Origin of the sequence: Nocardia sp. AB354 (assembly GCF_049538315.1) — a bacterium.
GTDB lineage: Bacteria > Actinomycetota > Actinomycetes > Mycobacteriales > Mycobacteriaceae > Nocardia > Nocardia nova.
Map to the genome: position 1 here is coordinate 29,218 of NZ_JBMVFU010000022.1, position 20,341 is coordinate 49,558.

Annotated in this window: 16 protein-coding genes; 10 read left to right on the forward strand and 6 right to left on the reverse strand. The window is 66.8% G+C overall.

Features of this window, described 5'->3' with window-relative positions; translation table 11 throughout:
- Positions 1-20 precede the first annotated feature (20 nt).
- Positions 21-650, reverse strand: a complete 630-nt coding sequence (locus tag ACPCUW_RS26590; protein ID WP_423427847.1) for a TetR/AcrR family transcriptional regulator — start codon at positions 648-650, stop codon at positions 21-23.
- 125 nt (positions 651-775) lie between these two features.
- Here ACPCUW_RS26590 and ACPCUW_RS26595 point away from each other — a divergent pair, with 125 nt between their 5' ends.
- The 8 genes from ACPCUW_RS26595 (at position 776) to ACPCUW_RS26630 (ending at position 13,919) form a co-directional block, all read left to right on the forward strand.
- On the forward strand, positions 776-2,191 hold the full coding sequence (locus tag ACPCUW_RS26595) for an MFS transporter (RefSeq protein ID WP_423427849.1): 1,416 nt from the start codon (positions 776-778) through the stop codon (positions 2,189-2,191).
- An 11-nt stretch (positions 2,192-2,202) separates the two neighbouring features.
- Positions 2,203-2,895, forward strand: coding sequence for an SGNH/GDSL hydrolase family protein (locus tag ACPCUW_RS26600; protein WP_423427851.1), 693 nt, complete (start codon positions 2,203-2,205; stop codon positions 2,893-2,895).
- Positions 2,896-2,973: 78 nt separating this feature from the next.
- A complete protein-coding gene (locus ACPCUW_RS26605) occupies positions 2,974-3,678 on the forward strand; it encodes a demethylmenaquinone methyltransferase (RefSeq protein WP_063015423.1) in 705 nt (234 codons plus the stop codon).
- 161 nt (positions 3,679-3,839) lie between these two features.
- A complete protein-coding gene (locus tag ACPCUW_RS26610; protein WP_423427854.1) occupies positions 3,840-8,117 on the forward strand; it encodes a molybdopterin-dependent oxidoreductase in 4,278 nt (1,425 codons plus the stop codon).
- Between the two features lie 220 nt (positions 8,118-8,337).
- A complete protein-coding gene (locus ACPCUW_RS26615) occupies positions 8,338-8,727 on the forward strand; it encodes a hypothetical protein (RefSeq protein ID WP_423427856.1) in 390 nt (129 codons plus the stop codon).
- A gap of 31 nt (positions 8,728-8,758) precedes the next feature.
- Positions 8,759-10,753 (forward strand): type VII secretion target, encoded by a 1,995-nt coding sequence (locus tag ACPCUW_RS26620; RefSeq protein ID WP_423427858.1) that lies wholly within the window; start codon positions 8,759-8,761, stop codon positions 10,751-10,753.
- Entirely contained in the window at positions 10,753-12,876 is a 2,124-nt protein-coding gene (locus ACPCUW_RS26625; RefSeq protein ID WP_423427860.1) for a hypothetical protein, read from the forward strand. Before ACPCUW_RS26620 ends, ACPCUW_RS26625 begins: the two co-directional genes overlap by 1 nt.
- The gene (locus tag ACPCUW_RS26630; protein ID WP_423427862.1) at positions 12,873-13,919 is read left to right on the forward strand and encodes a hypothetical protein; all 1,047 of its coding nucleotides are present in this window, start codon (positions 12,873-12,875) and stop codon (positions 13,917-13,919) included. Before ACPCUW_RS26625 ends, ACPCUW_RS26630 begins: the two co-directional genes overlap by 4 nt.
- 26 nt (positions 13,920-13,945) lie before the next feature.
- Here the strand turns inward: ACPCUW_RS26630 and ACPCUW_RS26635 are convergent, their stop codons facing one another.
- Both ACPCUW_RS26635 and ACPCUW_RS26640 read right to left on the reverse strand, forming a co-directional pair.
- Entirely contained in the window at positions 13,946-15,154 is a 1,209-nt protein-coding gene (locus ACPCUW_RS26635; protein WP_423427864.1) for an FAD-binding protein, read from the reverse strand.
- A gap of 162 nt (positions 15,155-15,316) precedes the next feature.
- Positions 15,317-16,351, reverse strand: coding sequence for an aldo/keto reductase (locus ACPCUW_RS26640; protein ID WP_423427866.1), 1,035 nt, complete (start codon positions 16,349-16,351; stop codon positions 15,317-15,319).
- 83 nt (positions 16,352-16,434) lie between these two features.
- On the opposite strand from ACPCUW_RS26640, the gene ACPCUW_RS26645 reads away from it, so the two are divergent.
- Positions 16,435-17,046, forward strand: a complete 612-nt coding sequence (locus ACPCUW_RS26645) for a TetR/AcrR family transcriptional regulator (RefSeq protein ID WP_423427868.1) — start codon at positions 16,435-16,437, stop codon at positions 17,044-17,046.
- Between the two features lie 2 nt (positions 17,047-17,048).
- Here the strand turns inward: ACPCUW_RS26645 and ACPCUW_RS26650 are convergent, their stop codons facing one another.
- A complete protein-coding gene (locus tag ACPCUW_RS26650) occupies positions 17,049-17,630 on the reverse strand; it encodes a TIGR03086 family metal-binding protein (RefSeq protein WP_423427870.1) in 582 nt (193 codons plus the stop codon).
- A gap of 183 nt (positions 17,631-17,813) precedes the next feature.
- On the opposite strand from ACPCUW_RS26650, the gene ACPCUW_RS26655 reads away from it, so the two are divergent.
- Positions 17,814-18,023 carry a hypothetical protein gene (locus ACPCUW_RS26655; protein WP_063015395.1) on the forward strand — a complete coding sequence of 70 codons (210 nt, stop codon included), beginning with the start codon at positions 17,814-17,816 and terminating at the stop codon, positions 18,021-18,023.
- 1 nt (position 18,024) lies between these two features.
- Here ACPCUW_RS26655 and menD read toward each other — a convergent pair whose 3' ends face one another.
- Positions 18,025-19,647 carry a 2-succinyl-5-enolpyruvyl-6-hydroxy-3-cyclohexene-1-carboxylic-acid synthase gene (gene menD, locus ACPCUW_RS26660; protein WP_423427872.1) on the reverse strand — a complete coding sequence of 541 codons (1,623 nt, stop codon included), beginning with the start codon at positions 19,645-19,647 and terminating at the stop codon, positions 18,025-18,027.
- Positions 19,648-19,858: 211 nt separating this feature from the next.
- Positions 19,859-20,305: a DUF6918 family protein gene (locus ACPCUW_RS26665; protein ID WP_030516248.1), complete on the reverse strand. Its 447-nt coding sequence runs from the start codon at positions 20,303-20,305 to the stop codon at positions 19,859-19,861.
- Positions 20,306-20,341 lie beyond the last annotated feature (36 nt).

The window sequence follows — 20,341 nt, forward strand, 5'->3', positions numbered from 1 at the left end:
GACCCGGCGCGCCCGACGGTTCAGGCTGCCTTCCGGAGCAGACGGTCGATGACCCCTCGCGCCATGGCCACGCTGTCGTCGTCGCCGAGGCGCAACGCGACGTTGACGGCATTCAGGACGGCCGCGACCTCGAAGCCGGCCGCCTCGGGATCCACGTCGGCGATCTCGCCGGCGTCGACCGCGCGCCGGAACTGCGCTGCCAGAATGGCGACCCAGTCGCGCTGCTGTTCGCGCAATGCGTCGCGGACCGGCCCCGGCCGGCTGTCGAAGATAGGCAGATTCGCGCCCAAGAAGCATCCGCCGGGAAATACCGGGCGCTCGACATAGTCGATCCATCGGTCGACGAGGGCGCGAAGCCGCGCGATGCCCGCCGGGGCGTCCCGCGCCGGGCGGACGACGGTCTCCACGAACACCTCCCGCGCCGCGTCGACGGTCGCGAGTTGCAGCTTCTCCTTGGTTCGGAACAGGGTCTGGATGCCGGCCTTGCTGACCTCGAGATCCTCGGCCAACCGGCCGAAACTCAGCCCGTCGAGTCCGTCCACCGAGGCGATCTCGATCGCACGGCGGGTCACCGCGCGGCGCGAGCGCGCACCGCGGCGTAGCCGCTGATCGGCACTTTCCGCTGTCTCGCGCTCCTCGGATACGACCATACGGTCGATCGTATGTCACCGATCGCCGCGAATCGACCTATTGCATTAAACATACGGTCGACCGTATTCTTTCGACCACATCGGCGCTCGACGGCACCGCCGATGGTGACGAGAAGGGATGCCTGATGGATGGCGTAACAGCCGAACAGTCCGTGACCGCGGACGAATCCACGCCGGTCCGGGACCGTTCGACGGCGATCGTGTGGATCCTGTGTTCGGCCGCGTTCGTGGCGATGCTCGACGTCTTCGTGGTGAACGTGGCCTTCACGAAGATCGGCGAGTCCTACCGGGGATCGTCACTGGCCGATGTGAGCTGGGTGCTCAACGGCTATGCGATCGTCTACGCGGCCCAGTTGATTCCGGCGGGCCGATTCTCCGATCGTTTCGGCCGCAAGGCCGGATTCCTTTCCGGCCTCGGTCTTTTCACCGCGGCGAGCGTGGCCTGTGCCGCGGCTCCGACGCTGTGGGCGCTGGTGGCGTTCCGGCTGCTGCAGGCGGTGGGCGCCGCGGCCCTGACACCGGCCGGTCTGGGGTTGCTGCTCACGGTGCTGCCGCCGGCGCGGGTGCCGGGCGCGGTGAAGATCTGGGCCACGACGAGTTCGTTCGCCGCGGCCTGCGGCCCGGTGGTCGGCGGAGCGCTGGTCGAGATCTCCTGGCGCTGGGTCTTTCTGATCAATCTGCCGGTGGGTGTGGTGACCGGGCTCGCGGCCGTATGGCTGGTGCCGAATCTCGCGCAGCGCACCTCCGCCCGCGTGCCCGATCTGCTCGGGGTGGTGGCGTTGATCGTGGCGATCGGGGCGCTGTCGCTGGCGCTGGTCGAAAGCGATGCGTGGACCGGTGGCGCGACGTGGACGGCATCGGCCGTGGCGGTGCTCGGCGCGGTCCTGTTCGTGCTGCGGATGCGCCGGCATCCGGATCCGGTGGTGCCGCCGGACCTGTTCCGGGTGCCGACGTTCGCCTGGGCCAACGCCACCGTGCTGGCCTTCTGCACGGCATTCGGGGCGTGGTTCCTGAGCATCACGCTGTGGCTCGAGAACGCGGCCCGTTTCGGCACGATCGAAACCGGGCTCGCCATCGTCCCCGGCCCGATCATGGTGCCGATCTTCGCCGCCGTAAGCCAGCGACTGATCCGGCGGATACCGGCGGGAGTCGTTGTGGCCCTGGGCAATGCGCTGTTCGCGGCCGGCGTCCTGCTGGTGCTGTTCACAGCCGCCACTCCGGTGCAGTACGCGACCGCGGTTCTGCCGGGGTGGGTGATCTCCGGCATCGGAATCGGTCTCGCCCTGCCCACGATGATCGCCTCCGCCGCCGTCGATCTGCCGCCGGAACGGTCGGCCACCGGCAGCGCCGTGGTGAACACCGCCCGCCAACTCGGCTACGTCCTGGGCGTCGCGGTGCTGATCGCGCTGCTCGGATCGCTCGACACCACCGACCGGATGGTGACCGCTTTCCGGCACGGCTGGCTGTTCATCGCGGTCGTAGCCGTCGTCGACGTGGCAACGGCATTCGGGATCACGCCTCGTGCCCGTCGCTCGAAATGAAGCAGGTCATCATGTCGAATCCCCCGATCACCTCCGCGGCCACGGCCGAGGAATCCGATCCGCTCTGCCTCTCCGAGACCACCGCGGCCGCATTGCTGTTCGATGTGCCGTGGCGACGATTCGCCGTGGCCGGCGACAGTCTGTCGGCCGGCGTCGGCGATCCCACGCCGGGCTACTCGAACGCGGGCTGGCCCGAGCGACTCGTGAAAGTACTGCGGCGCGTACGCCCGGACCTGCGCTATCTCTGTACCGCGAAGGTCGGGGCCACCACGGCGCAGACCTCGGCCCGCCAACTCGACCGCATCGGGGACTTCCGTCCGGACCTGCTGCATCTGCCCTGCGGTCCGAACGACATCACGCGGCGCGATCCCGACTTCGACGAGATCGACACAGCGATGCGGCGAATGTACGACGTCGCGGCGGGCACCGGCGCCCTGCTGACGACGTTCACTCTCGCAAGCGCCTATGTCGTACCGGCGTTTCCGGACTGGCCAGAGCGAATTCGCACCATGAACGACCTCACCCGCCGAATCGCCGCCGACTACGGGGCGGTCGTCGTCGACATGTGGGATCACCCGGTCAACGATCGCGACAACCTGCTCAGCGCGGATCGCATCCACTTCTCGACCTCCGGTCAGGCGGTGCTGGCGACCGAGATGGTCAAGCATCTGACCTACGCACTGTCGAGCCGGAGGATCGAATAGCGCAGGCGCCCAATCCTCCCCGTGATCGCGCACCGGCCCGCGTCCCTGCCCCGGGCGGCGGACGCTAGGGTCACTTCCGTGGCGAAGACAGAGTCGTTTCGGGCCTCGTTGGACAAGCAACCGCATGAGGTCGCGTCCATGTTCGACGGGGTCGCGAAGCGGTACGACCTGACCAATACGGTGCTCACCGGCGGGCAGGACCGCTATTGGCGCTGGGCCACCCGCCGGGCGCTGGCCCTGCGGCCCGGGGAACGGGTGCTGGACCTGGCGGCCGGAACCGGCGTCTCCACCGCCGAATTCGCGAAGTCGGGCGCTTGGTGCCTGGCCGTGGACTTCTCCAAGGGCATGTTGGAGGCGGGGCGGTTCCGCCGGGTGCCGATGGTGAACGGCGACGCCACCGCCCTGCCGTTCGCCGACGACTCCTTCGATGCGGTCGCCATCTCCTACGGCCTGCGCAACGTCTCCGAACCGGACGCCGCCCTGCGCGAGATGCTGCGCGTCACCAAACCGGGCGGACGCCTGGTCGTGGCGGAGTTCTCCACCCCGGTCTTCGGGCCGTTCCGCACGATCTACATGGAATACCTGATGAAGGTGCTGCCGAAGGTCGCCGAGGCCGTCAGCAGCAATCCGGACGCCTACGTCTACCTGGCCGAATCGATCCGGGCGTGGCCCAATCAGCGGCAGTTGGCGATGCGGATCGCCGATGCCGGCTGGTCGTCGGTGCAGTGGCGCAATCTGACCGGCGGCATCGTCGCACTGCATCGCGGTTACAAATTGGGGTGAAGTAGCTCACCGCACGCCGTGGTCTCGCCCGCGGAAACGGCGCCCGACCGGGCGTGAACCGGAAATCTCACCGTGCAGATGCCGAAGTGGTGAGGATTTTCGTCATCTGCCGATAACGTTCGGTAAATCCGTCGCAACGGCGGCTCGCCATCATCGGGGATGTGTCGAGCGCCGAGAACTCCACGAGCACCGTCCGGACCGCGTGCTCCTACTGCGGCGTGGGCTGCGGCATCACGGTGCAGACCGAGCGGAACGCCGCCGGCGCACCCGTCATCGCGAAGGTGAGCGGCGACAAACTGCATCCGGTCAACTCTGGGCGGCTGTGCACCAAAGGCGCCACCCACCTCGAATTGATGCGTGCGCCCGGGCGGATGACGACCGCCCTGCACCGGCCCCAGCGCGGACGGGAACCGGTCGAACTGGCCGTCGAGGAGGCCGTGCGGCAGGCGGCACAGCGGTTGCGCGCGATCGTCGACGAATACGGTCCCGATGCCGTCGCGCTCTACGTCTCCGGGCAGATGTCGCTGGAAGCGCAGTATCTGGCGAACAAACTCGCAAAGGGCTACCTGCGCACGATCAATATCGAATCCAATTCACGGCTGTGCATGGCCGGCGCGGGCACCGGATACAAACAATCGCTGGGCGCCGACGGCCCGCCGGGTTCCTACGACGACCTCGACCGTGCCGATCTGTTCTTCGTGATCGGCTCGAATATGGCCGACTGTCATCCGATTCTGTTCCTGCGCATGGCCGATCGGCTCAAGGCCGGGGCCAAACTGATCGTGGTGGATCCGCGGCGGACCGACACCGCCGCCCGGGCCGATCTCTTCCTGCAGATCAGACCCGGCACCGATCTGGCGCTGCTGAACGGATTGCTGCACCTGCTGGTCGGCAACGGCGATATCGACACCGAATTCATCGCCGCGCACACCGAGGGCTGGGAGGCGATGCCGCAGTTTCTCGCCGACTATCCACCGGACCGCGTCGCCGAGATCACCGGACTGGCCGAGGACGATATTCGCACCGCCGCCGCGTGGATCGGCGCGGCCGATGACTGGATGACGCTGTGGACGATGGGACTCAATCAGTCCACCCACGGCACGTGGAATACCAATGCCGTCTGCAATCTGCATCTGGCCACCGGCGCCATCTGCCGGCCCGGCAGCGGTCCGTTCTCGCTGACCGGGCAGCCGAATGCCATGGGCGGGCGGGAAATGGGCTACATGGGTCCGGGTTTGCCCGGCCAGCGCAGTACCCTTGTGGAGGCCGACCGCCGCTTCGTCGAAACCGCATGGCACCTGCCGCCCGGCACGATTCGCGCCGAATCCGGACGCGGCACGATCGAGATGTTCCGGGAACTGGCCGAGGGAACCATCAAGGCGTGCTGGATCATCTGCAGTAATCCGGTGGCCTCGGTGGCGAATCGCAAAACCGTCATCGCCGGTCTGGAGGCGGCGGAATTGGTGATCATCCAGGACGCCTATCTCGACACCGCGACCAATGCCTATGCCGATCTGCTGCTGCCGGCGGCGCTGTGGGCCGAATCCGACGGCGTGATGGTCAATTCCGAACGCACGGCCACCCTCCTGCAGCATTCGGTGGATCCGCTCTGCGAGGCACTGCCGGATTGGGAATGGATCGCTCGGATCGCGACGGCGATGGGCTTCGACGGATTCGACTACCGCTCCAGCGCCGAGATCTTCGACGAAATCCGTGGCTTCGCGAATCCGGCGACCGGATACGACCTGAGCGGAATGAGTTACGCCGCACTGCGCGAGGGGCCGATGCAGTGGCCCTGTGCCGATTCCGCGCAGCGCCGCAATCCGATTCGCTATCGCACCGGCGATGCGGGTGTGCCGGCCTTTCCCACCGCGAGCGGCCGCGCCGTGTTCTGGCCGCGGCCGCATATGGCGGCCGCCGAAATGCCCGACGACGACTATCCCTTCGTCCTGAACACCGGTCGCGTCCAGCATCAATGGCACACGATGACCAAAACCGGCCGGGTCGCGAAGTTGAACAAATTGAATCCGGCGCCGTTTCTCGAAGTGCATCCCGACGATGCGCGCGCGCTGGATGTGCGTCCCGGCGACCAGATCGACATCGCTTCTCGCCGTGGCCGAGCCGTGCTGCCGGTACGGATCACCGATCGGGTGCGACCGGGTTCGTGTTTCGCACCGTTCCACTGGAACGACGAGCAGGGCGAATATCTGACGATCAATGCCGTGACCAACGATGCCGTGGATCCGGATTCGCTACAGCCGGAATTCAAGGTGTGCGCGGTGACGCTGCGACGCGTCGGCCCCGCACGGGAGACCCGCGACGGCATCGACGAGGACAACCGGGGCGGCGCCGAACCGGACCACGGTGTCGACGCCGCGGGCGGCAGCCCGATCACATCCGGCGGCGCGCCGGCATCGCATCCACTCGCCGCCATGCTGGGACTCGATTCCGCGCCCGCGCCCATGCTCAGCGAGGCGGAGCGGATCTATCTGGGCGGGTATCTGGCCGCGCTGCAATCGCTCCCGGTTCAGGGGCAGCCCGTCCTCCCGGAATCGGCGCCGCTGTCCGACCGCAGCCGCTGGTGGATCGACGGGCTGCTGGCGGGGATGTACTCGCGGGCGGCGGGCTCCCCGCCCGGCGCCACAGTGGCAGCGTCCTCACCCGCGGCGCCGGCCGGTCCACAGCAACGGCCGGTGACCGTGCTGTGGGCTTCCCAGACCGGTACCGCCGAAGAATTGGCCGCGACGGTGGCGGCGGCGCTCGCCGAACACGGGCACGCGCCCCGGCTGGTCGAGATGAACGCGTGCGATCTGCCCGAGCTGACCGGTGACGTACTGCTCGTCACCAGCACCTTCGGCGACGGCGGCCCACCGGACAATGCCGCCGACTTCTGGGACCGGCTGCAGGACAGTGGGATTCGGTTCAACGATCTGCGGTACGGCATCTTCGCCCTCGGCGACTCCTCCTACGACGATTTCTGCGGTTACGGCCGCAAGGTGGATCGGCTGCTGTCCGAACGGGGCGGTGTCCGCTTGCTGGATCGCGTCGACAGCGAACCGGATCACGATGATCTGTCGAACGAGTGGACCGCCGCGGTCCTCGCCGCGCTGGGTGACGGTCGTGGGAATGCGCCCACCCGCGACCATGGTGCGGGTGCGCCCAGCGGTAGCGGTGCGGCCGAGACGTCCGGCGGCTCCGGGGGTGTGGTGCCGTCCACCGGCGGCGGTCGTGCCGGCGCGCCCGCGGGGCTCGGTGTGCGCGTGCTCGACCGCGTCGAGGCCCGCTCCCCCGCGCCCACCCGCGCCCCCCGCTCGATCCCCGCGCCGTTCACCCGCAACGCTCCGGTCCTGGCCCCGCTGGTCCGCAACGAACTGCTGTCGCGGCCCGGATCCGGTAAGGAGGTGCGGCAGTTCGGTTTCGACCTGAGCGGTCTGGACGCCGGCTATGAGGTCGGCGACAGCCTCGGCATATGGCCCTCGAACGGGGTTGCCGCCGTCCGGAATTGGCTGGCGGCGACCGGGCTCGACGGCGCCCGGCCGGTGGAGATCGACGGCCGCGACGTGCCGCTGGAATCGGCACTGCGCACGCATTTCGACATCACCAAGATCAGTGGCGATCTGCTGTCCTTCATCGCCGCCCGCAATCCCGGTCAGCAGTTGGCGAAACTGCTGCGCCGCGACAACCGCAACGAACTGGACCGCTATCTGTGGGATCGCCATGCCGTCGACGTCCTGCGCGACTTTCCCGTGCGGGCCGATCTGGTGGAGTGGCTCTCGGTGCTGAAAAAGCTGCAACCGCGGCAATATTCGATTTCGTCGAGCCCGCTGGTGAGTCCGCGCGAGGTGCAGCTCACCGTCGGCGTGGTGCGCTACGGCGCGGCCGAGGACCCGCGCGGCGGAGTCTGCTCCACCTTCCTCGCCGACCGGGACGAAACCGGTGGCGTACCCGTATTCCTGCAGCGCGCACCGCATTTCCGGCCGCCGTTGGATCCGAACGCGCCGATGATCATGGTGGGCCCGGGCACCGGCATCGCGCCGTTCCGCGGCTTCCTGCACGAACGCCGCGCGCTGGGATGCCGCGGGCGCAACTGGTTGTTCTTCGGCGATCAGCACGCCCAGGACCACTTCTACTACCGCACCGAACTCGAGGACATGTTCCGCTCGGGCTTCCTCACCCGGCTCGACCTCGCCTTCTCGCGGGACCAGCGCGAACGGATCTACGTGCAGCACCGCATGATCGAGCACGGCGCGGAGCTGTGGGCGTGGTTGCGCGACGGCGCCCACCTGTACGTCTGCGGCGACGCCGCGCGCATGGCCCGCGACGTCGACGACGCCCTGCTGAAGATCGCCCGCATCCACGGCAACCTCGACGAGGATGCGGCGCTGGCCTTCAAGAAGCAGCTGACCGCGGAGAAGCGGTACGTGCGCGACGTGTACTGAGGCACCGGCTCACAGTTCGTCATAGAGCCGTGCGAGATGAGTGATCGAGCATGCTCACAGCGGCCGATACTTCCCGTTGCTGGGAATTCGGCTGCGAGTTGTGCAATGCCCGCATTGGCAGAATAGGTAACCGAAACGTGTGGTGACGAGGTGTCTGCGGAACTGTCGGCCGGGCCGCCACCGCGCAGGTGAGCGTTCGGCAGCGGATGAGCGAGGACAGATGGTTGAAATCCACCCCAACGTGCGAATCGCGCTCGAGCTGAACCGAGAGCTGGGGAACCGCATCGCCGAAATGGGTGAGCGGGCGGACCGGATCGTGGCCCGCCGTCCTTCCCCGAGCGGACTGGTCATTCCCGAGGTGGATGCCCGCGGTCGATTGACCGACCTGTACCTGGCACCCGGAACCTGCGATCGGTTCGACAGTGGGCAACTGAGTGCCGAGATCATGGCCGCCATTGTCGAAAGCACCGAAGACGCACGACGGCAGCACGACAACGCGATGAATGATCCCGCCAATCTGCCGCGTCCCCTGGAAGAGATCGTTCGGGAATGGCAGGCCGGTACTACGCCGGACCAACCGCTTCCCGATTTCGGGAAGCGGGAGGGATAAGTCCGGGATCCGGGGGAGGGACTGGCTGAGCATGTCCGACTACCTCTACATCGAGCCTGACCAACTGCGTGAGATGGCTAGACAACACGAGCAGTGGGCCGAGTCGCTCCATAAGTGGGGTGAAATCCCGGAGGGGTGGCTCAAACGCTTCCAGTCGGAGTACGGCACCATCGCCGACCCGGTCCGGCACGAACTGAACACCTACTACCAGAATCGGCACGAGAAGGCCGAATTCCTGGTCCGTAAGCATCTGCGGACCCGAGATGAACTGCTCGCCACGGCGGCGGCGCTCGAAGAGGCTGAGCACCAGGGTGGAGGCGATATCAATCGCGTCGGTGGTGGTGGTGCGCCCGCCGGAACGGAGCCTGCCCAGCCCGGACCGACAGGTCCGACGGGGCCGGGACGGGACGTGCCAGGTCGACCTGGCATACCCCCGGAGTCCGAGAGTCCGGTACGCCCCGGACGGCCTCCGGCCACTGTCTCCGACATTCCGGCAAGGGACACAAACGAACGTTCCGGCCCTGTCGACCCGGTACCCGCCGCCGCAGCGGCACAGACCTCTGGTGCGGTTCCCCCGGCAGCAATGAGTGGGGCACCCGCTGGAGCTGTGATGCCGGGCGTGAGTCTTCCTGTCGGTGATGTGGTTCCTCCGACCGGCGAAGTCGACCTGCGCGGCTCCCGGGTGGATGCGCCCGGCACGGTGGCTTGGGACTCCACGCCCACTGATTCCCAGGGCCCGCTCGGCACGGTGCCCGGCATATCGTCCGGGCCACCGGTAGGAGCGACAGGTGCCGTCGGCGGAATGGACGCAATCCAGCGCGGGACTTCGCCCACGCTTCCTAACGGGCTCGCCGCAGCGATCTCCGACGCCAAACGCCGACAGACTCTGCCGGCGGCAGGTGAGCCGGCAGTCGAGGACCTGGTGCTCGCCCGGACATTGCTCGCGGGTGTGCTTGCCGCGGTCGCTGGATCCGCGCCGGGGCTGGAATGGGCCGTCGCGCTTTCGCGAAACCCGCGCAGACCCGGTCGCCTGGTCATTGCTTTGACATCCAACGAGGGACGTGGCTGGCTACCTGCTGGCTTGTTCCTGCCCCCGGAGGTCATAATCCCGTGGCGCCACGACTCCATCCTCGGTACTGACGAGCAAAAGATCATCGGAGCCTTGGAAGGCAGCGCCGATCCATCCCGGATACTCTTCGAGTTCGGTTCGCTGGTTTCCCGTCACGCCGATATCCGATTCACCGCGTTGGCATCCTCCACAGCCGTCTCCGACGACATCCGCACGGCTCTCGGACGCGATGTCGGCGTTGCGGACCTGGTCACGTCCGAGGAGTCGGCTGTCGACCTCACCACGGCGGACGGAGTGCTGGTCGACCGACTCACATTGGCCGGCTCCGCTGAATCTCTCCAACTGGCGACCACGGTGCCCGAATGGGAAATTCGTGAGAGGTGCCTCGAGCTGGCGCGCGCAGCCGACCTGCGGCTCAGCGCGACAAGGCCGGTTGCGGATCGGGAAACCCTCGACCGACGCGCCTGGCGAGCGCAAATCTTGGATGCGCTCAGTACGGGTCGTCCTGTCCCGCCGATGTGGTGGGATCGGTTACGCGCTGTCGATGGACAGGAGACAGCCCTGCCGTGGCGGCGAACCGACCCGTCCGGCATTCCGATCGGCAGCTTTGTGGATCTACCTCCGACAGAACCATCGCGCACTGCGTTCTTCGAGCGCCGAGCAGACGAATTGCTGCTGTTGATCGCGTCGGGCCTGCCCGATCGGCAGAGACTGCGCGATGTGCTGTACAGCTACGGCCAGATAGCAGAGCACCCAGCGCTGGCTACGCCGACAGCGACCTCCATGGCACAGATCGGTGCAGCTGCCGCAATAGCGGAGTTCGGGATCAGTGGGCCTGAAGGATCGAATTCCCGGAATGCGAATTTCGCTGGGCTCGACGAAGTCTTCGCTCCCGGTATCGATTTTTCGAGCGCCCCGGCCGGGTCCGAGGGGTCTAACGAGCAGAGGAGGGCCTGATGGGCGATACGGACAACCTCACAGTTGATCAGGTGGAGAAGGTCAACAAGCTGGTCAAAGATATCAACGACCGGCACGACCGCACCTGGGCCAACGACTACTTCAGCTCCGAGGACGCCAAGAAATCTCTGGAAGATCTGAAGGGCTTGAATTCGGCCGAATTCAAGTACGCTTTCAATCAACTAAGTTCCGACACCAGAGAGGATATGGCCCGCAGTGATACTGGAGTAGACTGGGATTACCGCAAGGACAAAGACAAGGAAATCGCCGATATAGCCGATTCCCTGATGTCCGGAAAGCCGGACAAGGCCTTGCAGGACAAGCAGACTCGCGAAGACAAGCAAAAGGAAGACACCGATCCGAAGTTCTACGACCCGACGAAAGACAATGGCGACAAACCACCATCGAAATGGGGGGATGAAAAGGGGCACGAACCCATATCCCTACCTCGTCCCGATGGTTGCAGCAGGTCATTGGATCTACTTATCAAAGATGCCGAGTTCTCGATGCGGTGGGGATTCGACACCTTGGGAGTCGGGGATATCGAGGACAAGCTCGACTTCTCGAAAGTTTTCGACAGCACGCAGGTGACTACGTCGGACGGATGGGCGAAATCTGTCGACGACTACGAGGGTCTGAAGAGTTTACTGGACAAGCGTCAGACCGAATACGAAAAGGCGCATGCAGATGTCCAGGACAAAACGATGAACACCAAGATCGAGAATCTGAAGACATACAAGGCGCTACAAGACGTATACAATACTTTGAAGGAAAAGTTATCCTTCAATTACGAGGACGCCACTCATAAAAGAAAAGCTGTTGACGGCAAGATCTACTGGCATGGCGACGATGTAACCAAAGACAATGGCACGGTTGCATATGAAAAGGGTAAAGATGGTCTGTACCATCTCACTCCCAGCGCGGAGGATCGCTACCGTGTCGCCCTGACCACGGCGAAAGAGGACTGGTCGAAAAACTACGATGCTGCGATAAAAGAGATCGAGAAAAACGCCCTCAACATCCGCATGCATTCCGACCCACCGCCCAAGGACGGCGATGACGGCAACGGCGGTAAGCCGAAGCCGACTCCCACGCCAACACCCACCCCCACTCCGACGCCGACTCCTACACCGACGCCGACTCCCACAGCGGCCGATGCCACTCCCACCCCGCAAGACTTCAAGGACCTGTTCCCACAGGATATCGGGGCCGCAGGGGATCCGACTGCGGGAAACGATTCGACGTCGACCGACCCCACGCAAACCGACCTCACCGGTGGCGACCCGCAATCGACCGCCTCCACTGGAAAGACCGACGTCGCATCGGCTATTCAGCAGGCTATGGCCGATATCACCAATGGCGACGCATCCAGTGGCGCCACCCCGGCAGCACAGTCGAATCCGTTCACTCAGGCGTCGAATCCGATGACGAATCCGATGACCAACCCCATGACCAATCCGATGCTGAACCCCATGATGAACCCGATGATGAATCAGGCATCGGCGGATCAGAGCAACCCCTTCACGCAGATGGGCGGTCGGTCCGCTTCGGGCGACAGCGGTGCCGCGCGACAGGCGTCACCCGCGGCGGCGAGCTCCAACCCCATGCTCAATATCCCTGGCACGACCCAGCAGACGGCTGGTCCGGGTCATGTGTCTCCAATTTCCGCGACACAGGCCGCCGGCCCCGTGCCGACGCACTCGAATGTCGATATGAAGCTGCCGGACGGTAGCAACCAGGTGGTCCCGTCGACGGTCGCGGATGTCGTGAACAAAGAGCTGAACAACCCGAACGGCAGCAATGCCGATGCCGCTTACGGGACATTGCGCGGTCAAGAGACGCAAATCGATCCCTCTGCGGCGCACACCGGAGACATCGTGCGCTGGAACGGCGGCAGCGCGGTTATCGTCCGGGAAGGCCCGGACAATGCGTACATGATCGTCGACGGTCAGTTGAGGCCGCTGAACGTCAAGGACCCGAATCAGGACTACACGTTCTTCCATCCCGACGGCGCCGGATCGAACGACGGGCAACAGGCGCAAGGGAATTCGAGTGCGCAGGCCGTGGCTTTCTCGGCACCCGCAGCGCCGCCGAGTGGCGCCATGTCGACTACCGAAACGTGACCGAGGCGACTGCTGCGGCCGCCGGGAATTATCTCGTCGACGTGGCTGAGCGCCTGAACCTCGGATGTGACCCGGCGACCATCCGCGCCGTCTTCGCGCGGGCGTGCGGAGGACGGCTGGCGACGCGGATGCCGGACGGCCGTCGGGCAAGCGGGCTGACTATCGCCGGAACCCCGTTCGAAGTGAGCGTGGCGGGTGGTCGGGGGCGGTACTCGCCCGCGATTCGATACCTCACGGAAGCCGGGACGGACGAGGCGGTGTTCACCTCCCGGATCGACGTCCAACTGGCCGCGATCCGAGATCTTGTGGACTGGCTACCGAACGGCGGGCGGAAAGCCGCGGACGTGCTGTGCTCCTTCGTGACGACGTTGTACCCGGATCCAGCGCACGTCTCGCGGCGGCAACGTTCCGCCACCTGGACGGGTATCGTCCACCATTCCGCGGCGCCCAGTCAGCTCAATCGGCTCAAGGTGTACGGCACGCCCCCGATGGTGCCCAAGACGTTGGAAAGGCTCTACAGCGTGTTGCCGGGCTTCCGCGAACTGGTGTCGGTCCCCGCGAACGACAAGCATTTCCGTTACGGCATCGCTGCGATCGAATTTGATGAGGGCGGAGGTATCAGCCACAAGTTCTACCTGTCGTCCCGCTCCCGAGACACCGCCGTGCCGATGAAGCTGGTCCGGTACTTCGGCGAGCCGGCCTGGGAGGTGTTGTCCGAACTGGTCAGGTGCGGCGTCGATCCGGCCGGTCTGCACAACCATGACTTTTTCGTCTGCTGTTCGCGGGACAGCAGTGGAACCGAGTCGTTCACTCTTTCCGTCACTGCGCGGCGAGATGACGATCTGGCCCCGCTCGTGTCTGAATTGGCGTCCCGGCACCACGGCAGCACTTGTGCCGTCGATGCGCTTTCCCACGTCGCGAAATCGCAGGGAGCGAATTGGCGTTACACGGCTTTCGGTCTCGGCTTTTCGGCCGCTGGCGGCATCGATAAGCTCAATGTGTACGGGACCCCGACCTGGGATGCCGACAATCCCGGCCGGTGAAGAGGCTTTCGGCGAATGCCGATCTGTTACCTTCGCTCCGCGCTTCGTGCATTGGCGACTGCGTCATGACGCTCCGCAGCCACCCGAGCAAGCGGAACGTGAGCGTTGACGTGGTGCAGCCGGTGAGACGAACGCAAGTGGCCCAACCGATCCACATCGTCCCCGTAGAGCCGCTCCGCCGTCGCCGCCTCGAGCTCGGTGACGCCGTAAAGGTAAGGCCGCCCGCCTGATTCGCAACAATGCTGGAAGCACTCCCGCAGCGCCGAACGCGTCGCGTCGATGGCGGCAGGCGTCCGTTCCACCGATGTGTACAGGCCCACGCCGATCGATACGGGCGCGGCGCCGACGGGACCGAACGCGAACGCGGGCGCATCGTTCGGACGCCGGATGATCAGGACGTACACCATCGTCAGCGGGTCGTCGAGCAGCGATCGGTGGCCGATGCCCTCGACGGCCGCGAGCATCGAACTGAACTGGCCGGCAGGCACGACATAGTCGGCCCACAGTCGGACCCGGTCGGCCGGCGGCGTTTCGGCGCTCACCGGATGGCCGGCAAAGGTGAGATCCGATGTGATCTCACAGTTGCCGGCGGCGCAATCGGTGCGCTCGCCATGCCATCCCACCGTGGCGGAAATCCTGCCTCGCCGCATCGCTGCCCAGTAGACGTCGACGTCATCGCGCTGCGCGACTCGCTCGGCGTGATCAGCAAGTTCCGCCAGGGAGGCGTGCTCGACGCGATGCAGGTGGGTACGACTGCGATACCCGACCGTGCGCAGGACCACCCGCTCGATCAATCCCACGGTGCCCAGTCCGCCGAGGGCGAACCGGAACAGCTCCGGATTATCGGTTCGCGAGCACCAGCGACTGATGCCCATCCCATCGATCAGCTGAATCCGCTCGACATGATCGATCTGCATGCCGTGACGCACCGAGTCGGCCCCGACCCCGCCCACCGACAGCGTGCCGCCCACCGACATGTGTAAGTAGTTGGGCAGGACCGGGATCGCCCTCCCCCGGCCATTGAGGTGCCGCTCCAGCCCGTACCAGCTCATTCCGGCCGGGACCTCGAACAATCCGTCCCCGAGATCGCGAAGTTGCCGCGCTGCGGTGTCGGGCTCGTAGGTGACCAGGAGTTCGGCCTCGGAGACGGTTTGCCCGTCGCACGAGTGTCCTGAACCTCGCAGCGTCAGTGGGCGCCCCGAGCCGAGCAGGGCAGCGGGAAACGCGGCGGGCATTCGATGAACCGCGCGGGGCGCGGCGTGCCGCAAGCCGCCGAAGTCGGTGGTGAAATCGCCGATGGGAACCTCGCTGTGTGCGTCGCGCTGATCGTTGCATTGCGCCGGAATTCAGTATGGGCGTTCCCACCGGCGGGAAGAATTCCGCCGATCGTCGAGGACCTACACCGCCGGCGGGTTGAGGCGGGCGAAATCCGGGAGTCGGTAGTACGGGTAGTACGGGTACGGCGGGGTGACGGCACTGACCTTGTCCAGACGGGCCAGTTGCTCGGGGTCGAGCTGCCAGCCGACCGCGCCGAGGTTCTGACGCAGCTGTTCCTCGTTGCGGGCGCCGACGATGACCGTCGCGACGGTCGGGCGGGAGAGCAGCCAGTTCAGGGCGATCTGCGGGACGGATTTCCCGGTTTCGGCGGCGAGTTCGTCGAGGACGTCCACGACGTCGTAGAGCAGTTCGTCGTTCACCGGCGGTCCGGCCTCGGCGGTGCGGTGCAGCCGGCTGCCCGCCGGAAGTGGTTGTCCGCGCCGGATTTTGCCGGTCAGCCGGCCCCAGCCCAGCGGGCTCCACACCATCGCGCCGACGCCTTGATCACGGCCGAGCGGCATCAGCTCCCACTCGTAGTCGCGGCCGACGAGCGAGTAGTAGACCTGATGGGCGACGTATCGCGGATGGCCGCCCCGGTCGGCCGCCGCCAGCGATTTCATGAGCTGCCAGCCCGCGAAATTCGAGGCGCCCAGGTAGCGGATCTTCCCGGCGCGCACCAGATCAGCGAGGGTGTCGTGCACCTCCTCGACCGGCGTCGCGGCGTCGAAGGCGTGCAGCTGGAACAGATCGATGTAGTCGGTGCCGAGCCGGCGCAGCGCGGTATCGACGGCCGTGATGAGCCGGGAACGTCCCGATCCCGCCTCGGCGGCTCCGGGCCCGGTGGGCAGGCCCGCCTTGGTGGACAGCAGAACTCGATCCCGGCGGCCGCGAATCGCCTGGCCCAGAATCTCTTCCGAGGCGCCGTCGGAGTACACGTCCGCGGTGTCGAACATCGTGACGCCGGCCTCCAGCGCCACATCGACCATCCGGCGCGCCTGCTGGGCGTCGGTATCGCCCCACGCGCCGAACAGTTCACCGCGGCCACCGAAGGTGCCCGCCCCGAAGCTGAGAGCCGGAACGAGCAGACCCGAGGCACCCAGTCGACGATAGTCCATGATCAACCCCTAACGGAACTGAAGTTTCATTAACACCGGAGACGATACACTCGATCGGACGCTAATGAAACTGGAGGACCGTTATGAGCTCGGACACCGCCGCACCCGGCTCGGTGCGCCCGGGGGGTCGCACGGCCCGCGTCCGTGAGTCCGTCCTGCGCGCGGCCGGGGATCTGCTGGCCGAACGCGGCTTCGCCGAACTCGATCTCGCCGAGGTGGCGGCCCGCGCGGAGGTCGGCAAGACCACCGTCTACCGTCGCTGGCGCACCCCGGCCGGGCTGGTGGCGGACCTGCTCACCGACATGGCGGAAACCTCACTGCCGCATGCCGACACCGGATCGCTGCGCGGCGACCTCACCGCCAATGCGCGCCTCGTCGCGCGCACCCTGACCGATCCACGTCAGGGGCCACTGTTCAAAGCACTTGTGGCCGCGGCCATCTGCGATCCCGAAACCACCGCAGCCCTGCACCGGTTCTACGACGTGCGGATCACCGAATGGGAGCCGTGCGTCGCGGCCGCGATCGAACGGGGCGAACTCTCCCCCGGAACCGATACGCGCGCAGTGGTTTCCGCCGTCTCCGCCCCGCTGTACTACCGCTTCCTGATCTCCGGCGACCCGATCGACGACGCGGTGGCGGTGACCGCCGCCGACGCCGCGGCGGCAGCGGCCACCGCAGGCCTGTTCACCCGGTGAGCTCAGGCCTGCCGGTACGGGTCGCGGCCGGTCAGGCCGAGCAGGCGCTCCCAGTCCGACGCGTCGGCCGGGACCTCGATCACCGGGCCGAACAGACCCGGAACGCCGTCGCGCGGCGTATCGCGAAACTGCTCGAGCAGCACCGCCACATCCTTGTCGGCGGGCTCGAAGCGGCGGCCAGTGGCGCGGGCCAGATCCCAGCTGTGCATCACGACCTCGTTCAGGGCGAATCCGGCCATCGCGGGCGCGGGGGCGGTGACGCCGCCGACCTCGGTATCGCCCTCCCAGGCGGCCGGGTCGCGCCACGCCTCGGCGAGGGCTTTCAACTGCGTGGTGATCAGCTCGCCCCAACCGCCGGGCAGATCGGCATCCGGCGCCTGCTCCGGCGGCGCGGAACGACCGATGCCCTCCTTGGTGGCGCCCTGCCGGAACGCCTCGCTGAAGCCGATGGTGTGGAACAGCAGATCTCGCACGGTGACGCCCGGGCTCGGGGTCGCCGCGGGCAGATCCTCCGCGCCGATGCCGCTGACGATCTCGACCATCGCATCGGTGGCGCTCTCCAGATCGAAGTGGGGTGTCGCCATGTGATCCTCCTCCGAATACGGCCTGTACCGGCACAGGCACCCACAGAAGGGACGGGGCGAGCCGCCGGAATTCATCGGTGACAGCGCGCGAGCGGGTTGCCAGCCGGAGCGGGTGAGGGCATCCTCGACAGTGCCGGATCGCCGTATCCGACATGTCGGACCCCCAGCGGAAGGGAGCAACCGATGACCGATCCCACCATCGACACCACCTCCGTGGACATGGTTCCGGAGGCCGATCAGCTGGAGCAGAGCCTCGAGGTCGCTCCGGAGGAATCCGAAGTCGATCTGCCCGTGGCCACGGCCGACCGCGAAGCCGCCGAGGCCGACCTCATCGAGCAGTCGATTCCCGTGCCGCTCGACGACGAATACGACGAGCCCGAGGCCGAATACTGACCTATTCGATGCCGGCGCGCACCGCGGCATGCAACTCGCGCAGGCTGGATCGCTCGGTCGCGACCTCCAGCACGCGAATGCCGTGGGCGTGCCCGGTCAGTTCCACCGCCAGCTCGGCCGGATCGACCTGCCGATGCGGAATCCGGTAGGCGGCGCACAGCGCTGCCAGATCCATCCCGTGCGGAGTGCCGAAAATGCGCTCGAAGACGCCGGCGTACTGCGGATCACCCTGTTCGAGCAGTTCGAAGATGCCGCCGCCGTCGTCGTTGGCGACCACGATGGTGAGATCCGCCGGACGCGGCTCCCCCGGGCCGATCAGCAGGCCGGAGGCATCGTGCAGGAAGGTCAGGTCGCCGATCAGCGCGAAGGTCCGGCCGGGATGACTCAACGCCGCGCCGACCGCGCTGGACACCGTGCCGTCGATACCGGCCACACCGCGGTTGGACAGCACCTTCACCCCGGGATGGGGATGCGACACCAGCGCCGCGTCCCGCACCGGATTCGAGGCGCCGAGCAGTAGCTGGTCCCCCTCGCGCAGGGCGTCCATCACCACGGCGGCCACATGCAGGCCGGTCGGCTTGGGATGGCGGGCCAGTTCGGTCCGGATCGCGCGGCAGGCCATCGCGTCGAGTTCGCGGCACTGCTCGAGCCATTCCGGACGCGGCGCCCCGGAGGTGACCGCGCGGGTGCCGGTGCCGACGACATTGCCGGAGACATCGGGCCAGCGCGGGCCGGTGGTCAGGGCGAAGACGGTGACATCCGGATCGGCCAGCACCTTCGACACCTGCCGATGCAGCGTGGGCCGGCCGGTGATGATCGCCTGCCGCGGCTTCAGCAACGGCAGGGCCAGCGGATGCAGGGCCGGGCCGGGCATCGCGGCGGTGGGCTCGGCGACCGTGGGCAGTTGCGCCAGCTCGGCGCGATAGCCCGCGCCGTGACCGGAGATGACGACGGTATCGGGCGTCAGATCGATCTCCAGCGGGACGTCCAGGGTCGCGTACCGGGTCTCGGTCCACGGCGCGTCGCCGATGCGTCCAGCCGGAATCGGCTCGCCCGCAACGGCATCGGGGACCAGCGGTTCCCGCAGCGGGATGTCGAAGTGCACGGGCCCGGCGTTGCCGGACCGGGTGCCGCGCGCGGCGGCCAGGACGCGGCAGACCGCGGCCCGCCACACGCTGTTCTGGCTGCGGTAATCCGGTTCCTCCTCGGCCAGGCCCAGGCTGATCGCGGCACGCACCTGACTACCGAACAGGCCGAACTGCTCGACGGTCTGATTGGCGCCGCTGCCCAGCATCTCGTAGGGACGGTTGGCGCTGAGCACGATCAGCGGCTGCCGGGCGTAGTTCGCCTCCAGCACCGCGGGCCCGAGGTTGGCCACCGCGGTTCCCGAGGTCATCACCACCGGCACGGGTGCCCCGGTGGACACCGCCATGCCGACCGCGAGGAATCCGGCGGTCCGCTCGTCGATGCGCATATGCAGTCGCAGCCGCCCCGCCGCATCGGCCGCCTGCAGCGCGAAGGCCAGCGGCGCGTTGCGCGAGCCCGGGCACAGTACGACATCGCGCACACCCCCGCGCACCAGCTCGTCCACCACGACCTGGGCCTGTGCTGTCGATGGATTCACACTCTCAGACTGTCAGACCTTCCGGCTGGAGGGGACGTCGACCCGCTCACACTCCGTTCATCGAGTTAGGTTTCGCTAACCCGATCTCCATGGCCGAGCGGTTCGGGAAGTCGGCGCCGGGCTGATCGAGCCGGCCGCGGCCCCCCGCCGTCCGGCATCCGGGGATCACACTCCATCCGGATGCCGAACGACGGGGTCGCAGAACCGCAACTCAGCCGGCGTGCCGCTGGACCAGGTCGCCGACGCGCGGGAGCGCCTCGACCACATGCTTTTTCGCCGACGAACGCAGCGACGAGTACGCCTTCTTCAGCGCCGGACGCGACGAGGCCTCGGCACGAGCGTCGGTCACCGCGAGCAGCGACTCGGCAACCTCGTCGGAGTTGGCGACCAGCAGATCGGCAAACGAGCCGCTACCCGCCGCCTGGTACTGAGCCCAGTACGGTTCCAGTCGCTCGACGAACTTGGGTGCGAACGACTCCAGCGCGTCCGAGACGATGGTCGGGCTGACCTTCTTCACCGCGGCGTAGCCGCCCTTCACGGCCAGGCCCGATGCACCCCCCTTATCCGACACCTCCGCATCCAGAACCTCCTGGGCGTCGGCCAGGAAGGCCGGGCGTTTGGCGTCATCGAGCAGGGATTCAGACAGTGCTGCAACCACTTTCAGGTTCCTCCGGATAGTTTTTCGATGAGCGAG

Excerpts from the sequence above, each read along its gene's own strand:
- ACPCUW_RS26590 (WP_423427847.1), bottom strand. The coding sequence starts at position 650 with ATGGTCGTATCCGAGGAGCGCGAGACAGCGGAAAGTGCCGATCAGCGG.
- ACPCUW_RS26595 (WP_423427849.1), top strand. The coding sequence starts at position 776 with ATGGATGGCGTAACAGCCGAACAGTCCGTGACCGCGGACGAATCCACG.
- ACPCUW_RS26600 (WP_423427851.1), top strand. The coding sequence starts at position 2,203 with ATGTCGAATCCCCCGATCACCTCCGCGGCCACGGCCGAGGAATCCGAT.
- ACPCUW_RS26615 (WP_423427856.1), top strand. The coding sequence starts at position 8,338 with ATGGTTGAAATCCACCCCAACGTGCGAATCGCGCTCGAGCTGAACCGA.
- ACPCUW_RS26620 (WP_423427858.1), top strand. The coding sequence starts at position 8,759 with ATGTCCGACTACCTCTACATCGAGCCTGACCAACTGCGTGAGATGGCT.
- ACPCUW_RS26625 (WP_423427860.1), top strand. The coding sequence starts at position 10,753 with ATGGGCGATACGGACAACCTCACAGTTGATCAGGTGGAGAAGGTCAAC.
- ACPCUW_RS26635 (WP_423427864.1), bottom strand. The coding sequence starts at position 15,154 with ATGCCCGCCGCGTTTCCCGCTGCCCTGCTCGGCTCGGGGCGCCCACTG.
- ACPCUW_RS26640 (WP_423427866.1), bottom strand. The coding sequence starts at position 16,351 with ATGGACTATCGTCGACTGGGTGCCTCGGGTCTGCTCGTTCCGGCTCTC.
- ACPCUW_RS26645 (WP_423427868.1), top strand. The coding sequence starts at position 16,435 with ATGAGCTCGGACACCGCCGCACCCGGCTCGGTGCGCCCGGGGGGTCGC.
- ACPCUW_RS26650 (WP_423427870.1), bottom strand. The coding sequence starts at position 17,630 with ATGGCGACACCCCACTTCGATCTGGAGAGCGCCACCGATGCGATGGTC.
- ACPCUW_RS26655 (WP_063015395.1), top strand. The coding sequence starts at position 17,814 with ATGACCGATCCCACCATCGACACCACCTCCGTGGACATGGTTCCGGAG.